Annotated in this window: 15 protein-coding genes and 1 tRNA gene; 13 read left to right on the plus strand and 3 right to left on the minus strand. The window is 41.6% G+C overall.

Going from position 1 to position 15,170, the window contains the following annotated elements; all coding sequences use genetic code 11:
* Positions 1-8: 8 nt before the first annotated feature.
* The 12 genes from ABJL82_RS08785 (at position 9) to ABJL82_RS08840 (ending at position 10,017) form a co-directional block, all read left to right on the plus strand.
* Positions 9-794, plus strand: coding sequence for a sulfotransferase (locus tag ABJL82_RS08785; protein WP_347274358.1), 786 nt, complete (start codon positions 9-11; stop codon positions 792-794).
* A 94-nt stretch (positions 795-888) separates the two neighbouring features.
* Positions 889-2,700 (plus strand): hypothetical protein, encoded by a 1,812-nt coding sequence (locus ABJL82_RS08790; protein ID WP_347274359.1) that lies wholly within the window; start codon positions 889-891, stop codon positions 2,698-2,700.
* Between the two features lie 25 nt (positions 2,701-2,725).
* Positions 2,726-3,637 carry a sulfotransferase gene (locus ABJL82_RS08795; RefSeq protein ID WP_347274360.1) on the plus strand — a complete coding sequence of 304 codons (912 nt, stop codon included), beginning with the start codon at positions 2,726-2,728 and terminating at the stop codon, positions 3,635-3,637.
* Complete coding sequence (locus tag ABJL82_RS08800; RefSeq protein WP_347274361.1) at positions 3,638-4,639, plus strand: glycosyltransferase family 1 protein; 1,002 nt, start codon at positions 3,638-3,640, stop codon at positions 4,637-4,639.
* Positions 4,639-5,514, plus strand: a complete 876-nt coding sequence (locus ABJL82_RS08805) for a sulfotransferase (protein ID WP_347274362.1) — start codon at positions 4,639-4,641, stop codon at positions 5,512-5,514. The genes ABJL82_RS08800 and ABJL82_RS08805 overlap by 1 nt, the downstream gene beginning before the upstream one ends.
* A 30-nt stretch (positions 5,515-5,544) precedes the next feature.
* Positions 5,545-6,495 (plus strand): glycosyltransferase family 2 protein, encoded by a 951-nt coding sequence (locus ABJL82_RS08810; protein WP_347274363.1) that lies wholly within the window; start codon positions 5,545-5,547, stop codon positions 6,493-6,495.
* A 30-nt stretch (positions 6,496-6,525) separates the two neighbouring features.
* Entirely contained in the window at positions 6,526-7,674 is a 1,149-nt protein-coding gene (locus ABJL82_RS08815) for a glycosyltransferase family 4 protein (RefSeq protein ID WP_347274364.1), read from the plus strand.
* A 13-nt stretch (positions 7,675-7,687) separates the two neighbouring features.
* Positions 7,688-7,954, plus strand: a complete 267-nt coding sequence (locus ABJL82_RS08820; RefSeq protein ID WP_347274365.1) for a type II toxin-antitoxin system HicB family antitoxin — start codon at positions 7,688-7,690, stop codon at positions 7,952-7,954.
* Positions 7,947-8,186, plus strand: coding sequence for a type II toxin-antitoxin system HicA family toxin (locus ABJL82_RS08825; protein ID WP_099326160.1), 240 nt, complete (start codon positions 7,947-7,949; stop codon positions 8,184-8,186). The genes ABJL82_RS08820 and ABJL82_RS08825 overlap by 8 nt, the downstream gene beginning before the upstream one ends.
* 9 nt (positions 8,187-8,195) lie before the next feature.
* On the plus strand, positions 8,196-9,368 hold the full coding sequence (locus ABJL82_RS08830) for a glycosyltransferase (protein WP_347274366.1): 1,173 nt from the start codon (positions 8,196-8,198) through the stop codon (positions 9,366-9,368).
* Between the two features lie 62 nt (positions 9,369-9,430).
* Positions 9,431-9,667 carry a DUF433 domain-containing protein gene (locus ABJL82_RS08835; RefSeq protein ID WP_347274367.1) on the plus strand — a complete coding sequence of 79 codons (237 nt, stop codon included), beginning with the start codon at positions 9,431-9,433 and terminating at the stop codon, positions 9,665-9,667.
* A complete protein-coding gene (locus ABJL82_RS08840) occupies positions 9,664-10,017 on the plus strand; it encodes a DUF5615 family PIN-like protein (RefSeq protein ID WP_347274368.1) in 354 nt (117 codons plus the stop codon). Before ABJL82_RS08835 ends, ABJL82_RS08840 begins: the two co-directional genes overlap by 4 nt.
* A gap of 62 nt (positions 10,018-10,079) precedes the next feature.
* Here ABJL82_RS08840 and leuS read toward each other — a convergent pair whose 3' ends face one another.
* A complete protein-coding gene (gene leuS / locus ABJL82_RS08845) occupies positions 10,080-12,581 on the minus strand; it encodes a leucine--tRNA ligase (protein ID WP_347274369.1) in 2,502 nt (833 codons plus the stop codon).
* A gap of 388 nt (positions 12,582-12,969) precedes the next feature.
* Here leuS and ABJL82_RS08850 point away from each other — a divergent pair.
* Positions 12,970-13,045, plus strand: a tRNA-Ala gene (locus tag ABJL82_RS08850).
* 274 nt (positions 13,046-13,319) lie between these two features.
* Here the strand turns inward: ABJL82_RS08850 and rsmB are convergent.
* Positions 13,320-14,729 carry a 16S rRNA (cytosine(967)-C(5))-methyltransferase RsmB gene (gene rsmB, locus ABJL82_RS08855; protein ID WP_347274370.1) on the minus strand — a complete coding sequence of 470 codons (1,410 nt, stop codon included), beginning with the start codon at positions 14,727-14,729 and terminating at the stop codon, positions 13,320-13,322.
* On the minus strand, positions 14,710-15,153 hold the full coding sequence (locus ABJL82_RS08860) for a DUF116 domain-containing protein (RefSeq protein WP_347274371.1): 444 nt from the start codon (positions 15,151-15,153) through the stop codon (positions 14,710-14,712). Before ABJL82_RS08860 ends, rsmB begins: the two co-directional genes overlap by 20 nt.
* Positions 15,154-15,170: the final 17 nt, after the last annotated feature.

The following is a 15,170-nucleotide window of genomic DNA, read 5'->3' on the forward strand; positions in this document are numbered from 1 at the left end:
GTTCCCCTATGCAAAAAAAACCCTTTATTTACATCGCCTCACTAAGAAGAACGGGCGGCACTGTACTCAGCGAGGCATTAACCATGCTGCCTTATTCTTTTATTCTTCGGGAACCGAATTTGGGGAAGAACAAATTCCGCATACAGGAAAATGATTATACATTGTTTTTACAATTTGGGATTGATCTCAAGGCATTTAAACAAAAATATCTGAATGAAGAAGATAATTCCCTTATCAATGCCTTGAAAAGCCAAATAATACCAAATCTTACCCCTCACATCCATCAGTTGGGAGTAAAAGAAATCCATCACCGCGGCTGGCAAAATTATTATCAGGTATTTGAAGACATACGGTTTATCCTGACAGCAAGAGACCCACGGGATATATATGTTTCCATTTATTACCGGAAAAAGCAGGGAAAGGGAAGCTGGAAAAAAGAATTAACACCGGAAACATTATCGACACACCTTAACAATGAGTTCAACAGACAATTGGAAATGGTTGAACAGGCAAACTGCATAAAGGTAAAATATGAAGAATTATGCACAAATACAGAAATATATCAAAAAATAAAGACCTTCCTGGAAAGTGAAATTCCCGATACCGGCGCTATCGGGCGTTTCAATGCGGCAAACGTTAAACGGAAGGATGAATATGAACTGCATGGCAACATCATTACTGACAAAAGGGTACATCGCTGGCAGCAGGAGCCGGATAAAAGGTTAGTTGCCGAGGCAACCAAAATTATCGATTTAATGCCGCACTACTGCGATTTCTGGGGATATAAAAAATAAAACGCCCTCCCCCTTTCTACATTTTCTCTGCATTCCTTTATTCAATTACACTATGAACATCTACTGCTTTTTAAAGACACGATACAACGGTTTTATGAAAACCTTCGATCAGTACCGTTTGGTGCTTAAATGGCTAATGGGAGATTCTATCTGGCGGTTCAGAAAAGAATCATTCCTCATCCTTTTTACCAATTTTATCGGGGTATCATTTCAGGTATGGACTATTGGCCTTGCAATTTATTACGCCAAGGCTATGCAAAGCGGCAGCACCATAAAACTCCTCCACTATGAATTCAATGCACGGACATCTAATGTATTCCTTATTTTATGCGGATTATCAATCCTGTTCTCACTGCTGATCGCCGCATGGGCTATTTACTTCTCAAAATCCAGGGGATTAACACTGCGGAGAAAATACGAAGAATTTTGCACAAAGAGAATATTTCTGCACTTCGGCTCAGGCTTTAAAATCGGAACACCCCTTGAGCAGGATTTCAGCGACGACAAAATTATCGTGCGGCTGGCAAGAAGGGATTCAAGGTTCTGCAGCAGGGCATTATGGATGATACTTGATACGGTCATACCTTTGGTCACCTTCATGGTCGCCATTGCTACATTATTATACATCAATGCGCTTTTAACACTTTTAAACTTTACCCTTATGGGCGTCTCTGCCATATTTCTTTATAAAGTAAGTGTTTATGCAGCGAGAAATTCGTCATCACTGGAAAAATTCGCAAAGGGAACAAGCAGGGAATATTTAAGGATTATCCAGCGGCAAAAGGCATTGAACGTCTCAACGCATGAAAACGAACAATGGCTCGAAAAAACCTTTTTTTCTTCCGGGGCAATAAAAAAGTTTCACGACGCCTATGAAGGAAGGTTGAGATCCCTGGAGTATAGCCAGTTAATCAGCAACATTGTCTTCGCCCTGGCGATTTTTTTAATATTGCTCATCATGGGCAGATCTATTATTTCTGAAGGCAAAGGGTGGGGCGAATTAATTGTCTATTTAATAGCGCTGCGCTTTATGTTGACAAATATGCGGCAGGTAAACAGGAAGGCAACCGGTATCAACCGCCTCTATCCGCAAATCAGAAGATATTTCCAGTTTCTCAGCGCTACAGTCATTACCCCAAAGACGGAGGCAGTTCCACCGGCAAGTTATATCGTTGCCCCAACAACTATTCATCCTGCAATAGAAGGTTCTCTTGAATACGGGGAGCTAAAGGCAGGAAGCCGTATGGGACTCCTGAGCACGGTTACATTAAATCGTTATACATTGGGATTTTTGACCGATTGCATACTCGGGCATTCTGTGGAGAAGACAAAAACCGCCCTTGAATCAATGTGGTTTGTGACTGCGGATTATGAATTTCTCCAGAACCGTTCTTTACGGGAATCCCTCGGTTTCTCAGAAAAATACACCACCGATGATTTACAAAAAGATTTAACAAAAATGGGTCTGTCGGATAAATACAACGCACAGATGCCTGACAATTTGGATACATCTTTATCGCCTGATATTTGGAGAAGGATAGACCCAGGCCTGAAATTTTCGCTGGCATTACTCAATGCGTTGCAATCAAATTGTCAGTGGATAATGATTGAGGAAAAGGGGTTAAGAACCTTGCCGGATAGCGCCAGAAATTATATACTTGACCGCTGTTCCGATAAAATAACAACAATCGTCTTTTTTGAAGACTATGCCGCTGCGGGTAATTACGGGGAAGAGGTTATAGCGGCAATGGGCCATGGCGAAATTATAGGTTTGGGATCAATAGACTGGTTTAAAAGGAATCAGGACGCCATCAAAGAAATACAAATGCCGGAATATAACAGAAACACTGAAAAAGGAGCCGATGACTTCGACCTTGATGACGACCTGGACGATGATGATTTTTAAAAGCCTTTATTCCCTATAAAACAAAATGAAACGACCTGATTTTTTTATTGTGGGCGCACCAAAATGCGGGACGACATTTTTATATAGCCACCTTAAAAACCACCCTGAAATTTTCATGCCGGAGAGAAAGGAATTGCATTATTTCGGGACGGATTTATATCATCCTGATTTTGTCAGGGACACAACAACCTATCTGTCTTTTTTTCAGAAAGCGGAAAATGAAAGGAGAATAGGAGAGGCGTCCGTATGGTATCTTTATTCAAAACGGGCGGCATGTGAGATAAAGGCTTTTTCCCCTTCGGCGCAAATTATCATTATGCTGAGAAATCCCGTCGATATGATATACTCCTTACACAGTCAATACCTGTATAATGGATGCGAGGATATTGTTGATTTTGAAGATGCCCTGGGAAAAGAGGATTTGAGGAAAAAAGGGCTGTTTTTACCGAAAAATGCTTATCCTGTGGAAGGCCTTTTCTATCGTGAAACGGCAAAATACACGCAACAGATAAAACGATATTTTGAAATATTTGATAGGAAAGCCATTCACTTCATTATTTTTGACGATATAAGGAATAATCCCCAAGCATCCTTACGGGATACCTTCCGTTTTTTAGGGGTGAATGAAGATATCCGCAATGATGCAAAATTGGTCAATCCAAACAAACGCGCAAAAAGCGTTTTTTTAAGAAATTTACTGCAAAACCCCCCTCCCTTTTTACTGAATATGTCAAGAAGATTAATACCCCATGCCATTCGCAGCAGAATGAGAAAGGGCATGTGGGATTTCAATATCCGGTACGAATCCCGTATTCCCATGAGGCCCGAATTACGAAAGAGATTGCAGGATGAATTTAAACCTGAAATCAAACAGTTGAGCGATATGCTGGGAAGAGATTTAAACTATTGGTGTTCACATTCATCGTTTGCGAATTAAATGAAAATAGCCGTCCTTACACGCCCTGAAATTCCTTTTAGTTTGGAAACATACCGCGAAAGTATCAGGAAGGAGTTGTCAATCCTTGGTGTAGAGATCATTCCCTTTACGAAATCCGGCCCTGACCCTGAAAATTGCGACATCATCTGGGAACCTGGCCTGGCGGGAAACCATACCCCTCCTGATTTATATAAAAACTTCCGCACCACGATTGTTGCAACCGTTCACGGGGCGGCGCTGTTTACCCTGAAAAGGAATGAGATGGACCTCTCTTTTTTACAGGCAATACGATGCAAATTTAAAAACCGTAAAACATTATCCGCGTGGAAATGGTTTAAGGGCAAAATATCCGCAGTCATTACCGTTTCCGAATTTGCCGCACGGGAAGTGTCGCATGTCTTTGCGCTTCCACGCGGAAAGATACACCCTATCTACCATGGCGTCGATCATGAGACGTTTCATCAGGATGGCGATATTGCAAAGGTATCAGAACCCTATTTCCTACATGTCTCACAGTATAGTCCAAAAAAAAATGTTGACAGGATTATCCACGCATATGAAAATCTTTCAAATAACAGAAAGCCGGAACTTATCATGATAGCGCCCGGATACACAAAAACCATCCGCGTTAATGGAATAAGGCATATTCGGGAAAAGTATTCTCCCTACGAATTGGCAAAATGGTACAGAGGGTCAATTGGATTTGTATTCCCTTCCCTGCATGAAACGTTCGGCATGCCTGTTTTAGAGGCATTGGCATGCGGCTGTCCGGTAATAACATCAAACGCCACTGCATGCGCCGAAATAGCAAACGACGCCGCCCTTCTCGTAAATCCGCGTTCAGAACACGATATTACCTGCGCAATGCAGCGCCTGGGAGAAGATGCTTCACTGCGCGATGCGTTAAGAAAAAAGGGATTAGCCCGCGCACAGAATTTTTCATGGCAAAAAAGCGCAAGGGAACATTTGGACGTATTTGAAAAAGTACTGAAATCAAGATAATGAATACAACCTCTCTTCAACCTGTAATAATAATGGGTATGCACCGCTCCGGCACCACAATGCTTGCTTCGCTGCTGGAACAATTGGGACTATTCATCGGCGCAAAGAAGCAGGAAAATGATGAATCTTTATTCTTTTTCAAATTAAACGACTGGCTGCTGCGCCAGGCAAACGCGACATGGGATAATCCGCATAATTTCACCTTTATAAATGCCGTCTTTAAGGAGAAGGTTATTCGCGTGCTAAAGCAGCACCTGAAGGGCATGAGAAGGCTTGAATATTTAGGTTTTGGAAAATTTCTGAGATATGGCGACATCCGGCATATTGATTTTCCATGGGGATGGAAAGACCCAAGAAACACCTTTACCATTGATATCTGGAAAGATATCTTTCCCCATCCAAAACTATTGCATATTTACAGAAACCCCCTTGACGTTGCAAACAGCGCAAGAAAAAGGGAAATTGAGATTCAAAATAATTTTAAGCATAACTGGAAGTGTTTTTTAAAAGAACGTTTGGTGTTCGGAAAGGCTTTCTACCAAGACTCCGTAAGGCTTCAGAATATTTCTGAAGGGATTCAATTATGGAAGGAGTATGTGCAAAAAGCAATTTCCTTAGATGAAGAATGGAAGGAAAACATACTCCATATACGATATGAAACATTTCTGGACAGTCCGGCGGACGCCCTTGGCAAAATTGTGGACTTTATCGGCCTGTCCGCCGATGCTTCATCCGTCAATGCCGTTTCGAAAAACGTGCTGTCCGGGAATAAATTTACCTTTATAAAGGACAGCAACCTAAGGGATATTTACCGGCACATACGGGAAGAAGATATCATGAAAAAACTCGGATATGATACTATCATTGAAAAATAATCCACCATACCTTATTAATCAATAATCTCTATGGAAAAACATATTGCTCCTGAACAACAGGATACAGGTAAAATCTCTGTTATTATCGTAACGTGGAATGCGTCTTCATGGATAACAAATTGCCTGAAAATCCTTAAAAGCGATATTGGCGCCTTTTCTCATTCAATCATCATAGTGGACAATGCATCCTCTGACCAAACCGTATCGTATATCAAAACACAATTTCCGGAGATAATTCTTATCGAAAACAAAACCAATAACGGTTTTGCGCAGGCGTGCAACACGGCGCTGCAAAAATCACGCTCTGAGTATGTGCTTTTTTTAAACCCCGATACAGAAGTGATTCCAGGCATGACGGAAAGCCTGTTGGCATTCATGGAAAAACATCATGAAGCAGGCGCAATTGGCCCCACGCTAATTAACCCGGACGGAACACTCCAGTTGAGCGGCAATACCTTTCCCAATCTTAAAAATATTCTGAGCGAATCATTTTTCCTTGATCGTCTTTTTCCAAACAGCCGTTTTTTTGGGTCACATAAGATGAGCCATATCGACCGTTCAAAGGTATTGAAGGTTGACTGGACTATGGGGTCGTGCCTCTTTGTACGTAGAGAAGCGCTCGATAAAGCGGGAAATTTTGACAGCAATTATTTCCTCTTTTTTGAAGAAACAGACCTGTGCCTACGGCTGAGAAATACCGGCTATGAGATATACCTCCTGCCCGAGGCCAGACTCATACACTTTGGCGGGGCAAGCAGCCCTGAACTTTATAATGCAGAAAAAATCATATATTATCACAAAAGCCTCTTTTATTATTTCAGTAAACACATGCCACGCCAGTTGATTTTTCTGAAGATGATACTATTTTCAAGATCACTGCTTCGCATTCTTCTCTGGCTGGCGCTGTACCCTGCAAATACAAAAACGGCGGCAGGAAAACTATCCGGCTACGGCAAGGTATTAAAATTATGTTTTTATTAACAGTTTAGATTAAGGGTTACAGGAATAGCTATGTCTATGGTGGTGGTAAATAATTCTCATACATCTGCTACAAAATTTCAGGCTTACAAAGTGGCTATGGTCACCGGGAGCTTTCCTGATGCGCCATGCGGCGTAGGCGATTATACCGCAAAGTTATCGCAGGAGTTAGCCAGACAAGGGATACACGTTTGTGTACTGACAACTGATCTGCCTGAAATCAAGTCCCCTCAGCCTTCAATAACTGTATGTAAAGTCGTTAAATCATGGCGATTGTATAATACATTTCGATTTGTTCGATTCCTGAAGGCAATGAAACCGGACATTATCCATATCCAGTATCCTACGCGGGAATATCGGTGGTTTCTGTTGCCCAATTTTCTTCCCCTTATTTGTTGGGTGATCTTTCCCAAATTATGTAGAATAGCCACAATCCATGAATTTAGCATTGCACATAAGTTTCGCAGGATTGGAATGATCTTTTTATTGCTCCTTTCAAACAAGATTATATTCCCTGACCAGCGTGAAGCATCCGCCGTTTTAAAGTGGTTTCCCTGGCTTAAAGGACGATATACGGTCATCCCGATTGGCGCCAACATTGAGCCGGTTCCTAATACTGTTTCCAGAAGGCACACAGCAGAAATACCGTACATCGTTTATTTCGGTTTTGCCACAAAGTCGAAAGGCGTTATTACTTTATTCCATGCATTTAAACAATTGCTCTTACACGGGGTTCAATGTAAATTGGTAATGATAGCCCATCTTTCGGCTGATGATCATAGCCTTATGAAAGAGTTAGGCATTGAACATGCAATAACTGTTACCGGCTATTGTACACCTGAACAGGTATCTGTTTATTTTACGAATGCAACGGCCTGTGTTCTGCCATTTAAGGATGGAGTCTCTTTGCGGCGGGGAACATTCCTCACTGCGCTTCGGCATGGTCTCCCCGTAGTAACCACTATGGGTGAAAATGTCCCGGAGGTATTAAAAAATTGGGAAAATGTAATCTTAACGCCAATCGGCGATTATCAGGCCATGTCCGATGCCATTTTAAAACTGTTCCAAGACCCCGCCTTGAGGAATAAAATCTCAGATAACGCCACAAAGTTGGGAAAGTGTTTTTCATGGGATAATATCGGACTTCAGCATGTAGCGCTATATTCGTCTATACTTACTTAAGGAGAATAAAGGAATGGAATTTTATACAATGGTGTTACGAAAGAGTAGAAACTATTGGGTAGCTTTATGTTTGGAAAACGGTATTGTAGGACAAGGGATTACAAAAGAAGAGGCGATTGAAAAACTTAAAGAGGCCATTGATTCTTTTGATGCCGTACACAAAACAGAGAACGACATCTATACTTCGCCATTATCTGTTAAAGAACTCCACGAATTTTTAACCGTTGATGGGGAAGAACCAACTACAGAAACATACGAATTAAGGGCTGTACATGCCTAAAAATGTTCCTTCTCTCAAGCCAAAGGAATTAATTCGCCTATTAAAACGTGGAGGCTGTATGTTTCACAGGGAGGGCAAAGGAGATCATCGAATATATGTTCGCTATTGTCAAGGCAAGAAAAGGGTTGTTCCTATTGATATGGGAGCAGGAGAACTTTCTCCCCCGTATGTGCTTCGTATTTTCCGACAATTTGGTTTTACCGATGATGAAATAGAAAGACTTTTATCATAATAATTCAATATGAAAAAAATTGCCATTATTCACGATTGGCTCACCGGCATGCGTGGCGGGGAAAAGGTGCTGGAGTGTCTCTGTGAGCTTTTCCCCCAATCAGATATATTCACATTGCTACATATTCCAGGGTCAGTATCGCCCTTAATAGAAAACAGGACTATCTACACCTCCTTTTTACAGAAATTACCCCTGATAAAGACGCACTACCGCACATATTTGCCATTGTTCCCACTTGCAATAGAGAGTTTCTCTGTCGATGCCTACGACCTCGTAATCTCCAGCAGCCATTGTGTCGCAAAAGGGGTAATTACCCCCCCTTCCACGCTTCACGTATGTTACAGCCACACCCCCATGAGGTATGTGTGGGAACACTACCATACGTATTTTGGAAAAAACAAGAAGGGATTTATGACAAGGACGGCAATGAATATCTTTGCCCATTATCTGAGGATGTGGGATGTATCGTCTTCAAACCGGGTGGATTATTTTACCGCCAACTCGTACAATGTGGCAAACCGCATTAAGAAATATTACCGAAGAACCGCAAAGGTAATTCATCCCCCCGTGGATTGTTCATTATTTACTCCATCGGATACCTATGAAGAAGGCGGCTACTATCTTATCGTATCCGCATTTGCCCCTTACAAGAGAATTGATATTGCCATTGAGGCATTCAGGGAATTGAGGTTACCCCTTGTGATTATCGGAGGGGGACAGGAAGAGCAACAAATTAAAAACATGGCAAAGAATAACATTAAGTGCCTCGGCTGGCAACCGGGCGAAGTATTGAAAGATTTTTACAGAAATTGCAAGGCGCTGATCTTTCCCGGAGTGGAAGATTTTGGCATTGTGCCCCTTGAGATACAGGCATGCGGAAAACCGGTAATTGCCTATGCTAAGGGAGGTGTGCTGGAAACCGTACGCGGAATTTATCCTGACTCTGAATCCAGACACGAAATGAAACAAAAACAGACAGAAACACCAACAGGGGTGTTTTTTACAGAACAAACAACAGAATCCTTAATAAAAGCCATCGGATATTTTGAAAAAAACAAAAATATCTTTGATGCTTCATATATAAGAAAACATGCAGAGAATTTTGATCGCGAAGTATTTAAGGCAAAATTCAAACGCTATATAGATGAAGTACTTTTATTACAACGGCACAAAATATCTTAAAATAAACGGGGAAAACCCATTTCCCTTGTCTTATAAATTTTTTCTTAAGGGAGGATATAAATATGTTTGACCGAATTTCGGTAGATCATGAGATCTGTGGGGGAAAGCCATGCGTTAAAGGTACGCGCATTCCTGTATACATGGTACTTGAACTCATAGAAGCAGAAATAGGCTTTGATAAAATTATTAAAGATTACTATCCTGATCTGACAAAAGAAGATATAAAAGCTTGTGTAGAATACGCAAAGATGCTCGTTAAAGAAGAAGAAATTCATTTTGCTGCGGAGTTAAAGGAATGAAATTCCTGGCTGACGAATGCCTGTATTTTTCTACAATAAAACTCTTGAAGAACCATAACTACGAAGTGGTAACCATAAAAGAAAAAGGATTTTTAGGAATTAAAAATGGAGAAGTAATCGATCTTGCCAAAAAAGAGCATTGTATATTATTAACAAGGGATATGCATTTCTGCAGTATATTGAAATTTCCTCCAAAAGAACATAATGGAATCATTGTGCTTAAAATTAACCCAGCAAATGCATTAAAGGTACATGACAATCTTTTGAATTATCTTAAGAAATACCCAGAAAAAAAGATAGAACATACTCTTGTAGTAATCGATCACAATAAGGTTAGAATCAGGAGGTAAGTAAGCAAATTATTTAATGGGTTATTTATTTAATTCTTGTGCTCAGAAATTTCATTTTTATTTTATTTCACTACAATATTCACCAATTTTTTGGGAATAATAATGGTTTTGACCACTGTCTTTCCTTCAATGTATGAAATAACACGTTCGTCTTTCATTACACATTCTTTTAATTTTTTATCGCTAATATCCACCGGTACTGAAATGTGGCTTCTTACCTTGCTGTTGACCTGAATAACAATCTCAACCTCTTCTTCCTGAATCGCATCCTTGTCGTATTCTGGCCACTTATTATGGAAGATACTGGGTTTATGCCCCATCGCCTCCCATAATTCTTCACAAATGTGAGGAACAAACGGGGCCATGAGCAACAGAATCGTTTCCATAGAATACCTAAAAACCCGGAACTCCAATTCTTCTCCCGTATTGCGAGGCGCAACAACCTTAAATGAATCAATATTGTTTAATAATTCCATAATCGAGGCAATCGCCGTGTTAAAATGCCACGAAGTGTCTAAATCATCCGTAATCTTTTTAATTGTCTGATTCGTTTGACGGTAAATTGCCTTTGCCTTCGGGGGAAGTTTTTGCATGTCAATTTGTGTGCGCCCAACCTTTGCATAACTCTCTTCAAATTCGACAACCTTTTGCCAGAGCCGGTTCAGGAACCGGTGCGCTCCTGGCACACCCCGGTCGTTCCATTCTGCATCTTTCTGCGGCGGCCCTATAAAAAGGGTGTAAAGACGCTGGGTATCCGCGCCATACTTTTCGATAAGTACTTCAGGGCTTACCACATTCCCCTTCGACTTCGACATCTTCGCGCCATTCTTAATAATCATCCCCTGTGTAAAGAGATGGTGAAACGGTTCTTTACATCCGATGAAATCAAGATCATAAAGAGCCTTCGTAATAAACCGTGAATATAAAAGGTGCAAAATGGCATGTTCCACACCGCCAATATACTGATCCACCGGCAGCCACTCATTAACCTTTTTTTTATCGAAAGGCTGATTATTATCCTTCGGAGAAAGGTATCGGAGGAAATACCAACTCGAATCAACAAAGGTATCCATCGTATCAACCTCGCGCTTTGCAGGCGCTGCACATTTAGGGCAAGTCGTGTTGACAAACGAATCAATCTTTGCCAGAGGATTCATGCCTTGGGGCAGAAATTCTATTTCTTCCGGGAGAAGCACAGGAAGCTGTGATTCCGGAACAGGAACCGTTCCGCACGTCTCGCAATATATAATAGGAATAGGCGCTCCCCAATAACGCTGCCTCGATATAAGCCAGTCGCGCAACCGGTACGTCACTGTCCTTTTCCCAAGCCCCTTCATTTCAAGATGCTCAGCAATCGCAACCATTGCCCTCGTATTGAGCATGCCGTTAAATGCCTCAGAATTAACCTGAACGCCTTCACCGGTAAAGGCCTCCTTCATCGTTTCGGCATACAGTGATTCCCCTTCCGGTTGAATAACGGCCTTAACCGGCAAATGATATTTTTTTGAGAAAAGAAAATCACGCTGGTCATGCGCAGGCACCCCCATAACGGCGCCCGTGCCATATTCCATGAGCACATAATTTCCTATCCACAGGGGAACTTTTGTATTATTAACCGGATTGATAACATACGTTCCGGTGAAAATTCCCTCTTTTACGGCATCTTCCGCCGTACGTTCCACCATTCCCTGGTTTCTCGCCCTTTCAACAAACGCCATCACCTCGCCCTCGCACGGAGAACCGGTGACCAGTTGCTCAATTACGGGATGTTCCGGCGCCAAAGAGACAAAAGTAACGCCGTAAAGGGTATCGGGCCGTGTGGTGAAACATGGCAATATCTCTCCCGAACCTTCCAGCCGGAAATCAATGCGCACCCCCTCGCTTCTCCCTATCCAGTTCGCCTGCATTGTCTTTACCCGCTCCGGCCATCCTTCCAGCAATGAAAGATCGTCAAGAAGCTTCTGGGCATAGTCGCTGATACGAAAGAACCACTGCACCAGATCCCTTTGCCTAACAGGGCTGTCGCACCGTTCGCAGCATCCATCTACCACCTGCTCGTTGGCCAATACCGTACTGCAAGAAGGGCACCAATTAACCGCCGCCTTCTTTTTATATGCAAGGTCATTCTCATACAGTTTCAGAAAAATCCATTGCGTCCATTTATAATAATCAGGATTGCAGGACGTAACTTCCCTGTCCCAATCATATCCGACTCCCCATCGGCGAAGCTGGTGCTTCATGGCTTTTATATTTTTGTGCGTCCATGCGGCAGGATGCGTACCTCCTTTGATAGCGGCATTTTCAGCGGGAAGCCCGAAGGCGTCCCATCCGATAGGAGAAAGCACATTGTATCCCTTCATAATTTTGTACCGGGCGACAACGTCTCCGATAATATAATTCCTGCCGTGTCCCACATGCAATGTGCCGGATGGATACGGAAACATTACCAGGCAATAGAACTTATCCTTTTTCTTTGAATCATCCGTATGAAATAAACAGCAGCCTTCCCAGTAGCCCTGCCACTTCGTTTCAATATCGGTGAAATTGTATTCCCTTTGCGCCATTGACTACTCCTTAAAAGCAAGGTGTTGCATGCAAAAAAACTAAACACAATCCTCAGTCCTCAGTCCTCAGTCCTCAATCTGCCGATTGCAGATTGCAGATTGCAGATTGCAGATTGCAGATTGCCGACTGTACCATATTCCATATTGAAAAAAGACGGCAAGGGGACAACCAGGCATCTTGCATCTGGTTCTGCGCCTTCCCTTCATCTTTCGCAGCGATACAAAAGAGATTCAAATTCTAACAGAATTTCATACGTAATCAATTGAAAAGGTCATTGATTCCTGTTGAAAAACCTTGACAATCAGCAAGTATCATGGTAGCTTTTTATCTCATCGATATATGACACTTACCAACACTTCATCTAAAAAACTATCACCTATTCTATGTGGGGCTGTGGCGCAGTTGGGAGCGCGTTTGAATGGCATTCAAAAGGTCAGGGGTTCGAATCCCCTCAGCTCCACCATTATTTTCCAGGAAAGGAGGCGGTTAAAGCCTTTCAAAAAGCTGGTTGGCAAACTATAGGACAAGTAGGAAGCCACCTGGTAATGTAAAAACCCGGAATTCGTGTTAACTTATCAATACCACAACACAAAGAATTATCTATTGGTACTCTACGTTCTCTGATTCGCAATGCAAACTTATCTGTTGAAGATTTTTTAAGTTTATTATAATAATATTTCTACTGTATAATTTTTGTATACCAGAAGAACAAATATAATAAAATTCCACACAATACATTACCACCCCAAATTTTTTTTCCGTATCCTTGCCATATATCCTCCATCTCCCTTGTTTATTTCCGGGAAATAGCAATCTTCCTTATCAAGGCAAAATTGTGGTTCATTTTTAAGGAATTTTTGCACTACCTCCTGGTTTTCTTCCGGTTCGATACTACAGGTACTGTATACCAAAATACCGTCCTGTTTAAGCATGGTGGAACCTGTTTTTAGCAGAGAATATTGAAGTGCTGCCAACTGTTTTATATTTTTTTCCGTGATCCTCCACCGGGCTTCTACCCGACGTGAAAGCACTCCGGTGTTGGAACATGGCACGTCTGCAAGCACACGGTCAAATTTGCAGCGAAAGGGGATTTTTCCTTCTGAAGCATCACCGCAGATGATGGTAATGTTTTTGGTGCCTAGTCTTTGGCAGTTTTCTTTTACACGATACAGCCTTTTCAGGGAAATGTCTAAGGCGTAAATGCTGCCTTTGTTTTGTATTATTTCGGCAATGTGTGTAGTTTTTCCCCCAGGCGCTGCGCACATGTCCAGTAGAGTGATTACGCCGTCGGTGGGTGTTTCTGCAATGAGAAAGGTACCAACTTTCATGGAGGTTATATCTTGCACCGAAAATAATCCATCAGAAAATCCAGGTATGTCAGAAACAACACTCTTATTTACTATCAATGCATTGTTGTCTATTACACGCGCAAGAATGCCCTTTTGTTCCAGGAGGGAAGCAAATTCACTGATTGAAGTTTTGTTATGATTAATACGCAGAAATAATGTCGGGATGTAATTGTTAGCCTTGCATATTTCTATTGTCTTGTCTTTCCCGTATCTGGTGAGCCAGCGCTTTATCAACCATTCCGGATGGCTATAATTTTTTGCGATATATGATGTAAGGTTTTTCCCCTGATCTGGAAAGATTGGCTCGCTGAACTCACACCAAACGTTTTCTTTCTTGTACAACAATTTTTGCGGATTGACATTTTCATTAATGACTGAATATTTATTCTTTATGGTTCTGTCCACTGCACGCAGTATCGCATTGGCAAACCGTGCAGCATCCGGGCGCCGTATCAGATTTTTAACGAGTTCTACGGAGGTATTTACCGCGGCTGAATGGGGGATTTTATCTAAAAAAACCATTTGATAGATTCCCAGACGCAATGCATATAGTAACCAGGGTTCTATTTTTTTTGGCGGAATCTTAGAAAAGAAAGAAAGAATGGTATCAAGGGATAATTGATGGCGGGTAATGCCGTTTACAAGTTCAAGGAGAAGGTGTTTGTCTAGCCTTGATACATTCGCTTGTTGACATCGCTCCTCAACAAGTTCTTGCAAGAAAACATCTTTTTCATCAACCTTTCGCAGAATACGAATACTTTCAAGGCGTACATCAATTTTATTTGAGGAATTTTTCAACTGCTTCTTTTACTTCATCCATATATACGTCAGTATCTTTGCAGTATCCATGTGGCCTGAGATTTGGCACTGCAAAAATAGTTTTTGGGGCGGCGGCCATTAAACCGGTTCTTAATTCTTTTTCGCAGGCAATAGCAACAACTCCATGTATCTCTTCTGATTTTACTTTTTGAAGGGCAACACGTCCCCCGGTGGCAAGAGATATGTGGACGCCGTATTTTTCAGAAAATTCTATCAGATCTTTTATCTTGCATTTTCCGCAGCGCTTACATTCGTTCAAGTCGTTCTTTACATTTTGTTTGCACTCAGAGTGTTGAATACAATGCGGGAAGAGAATCAGTAAGTTCTTTGAAGAGCATTTTTTCTTCCTTAGTTTTACCATAAGATTATTGATAGAAACAAACTTCTTATCAATAAATTCCATAATTATCGGCCTCTTAT

This window comes from Candidatus Kuenenia sp. (genome assembly GCF_039794105.1).
Classification (GTDB): domain Bacteria; phylum Planctomycetota; class Brocadiia; order Brocadiales; family Brocadiaceae; genus Kuenenia.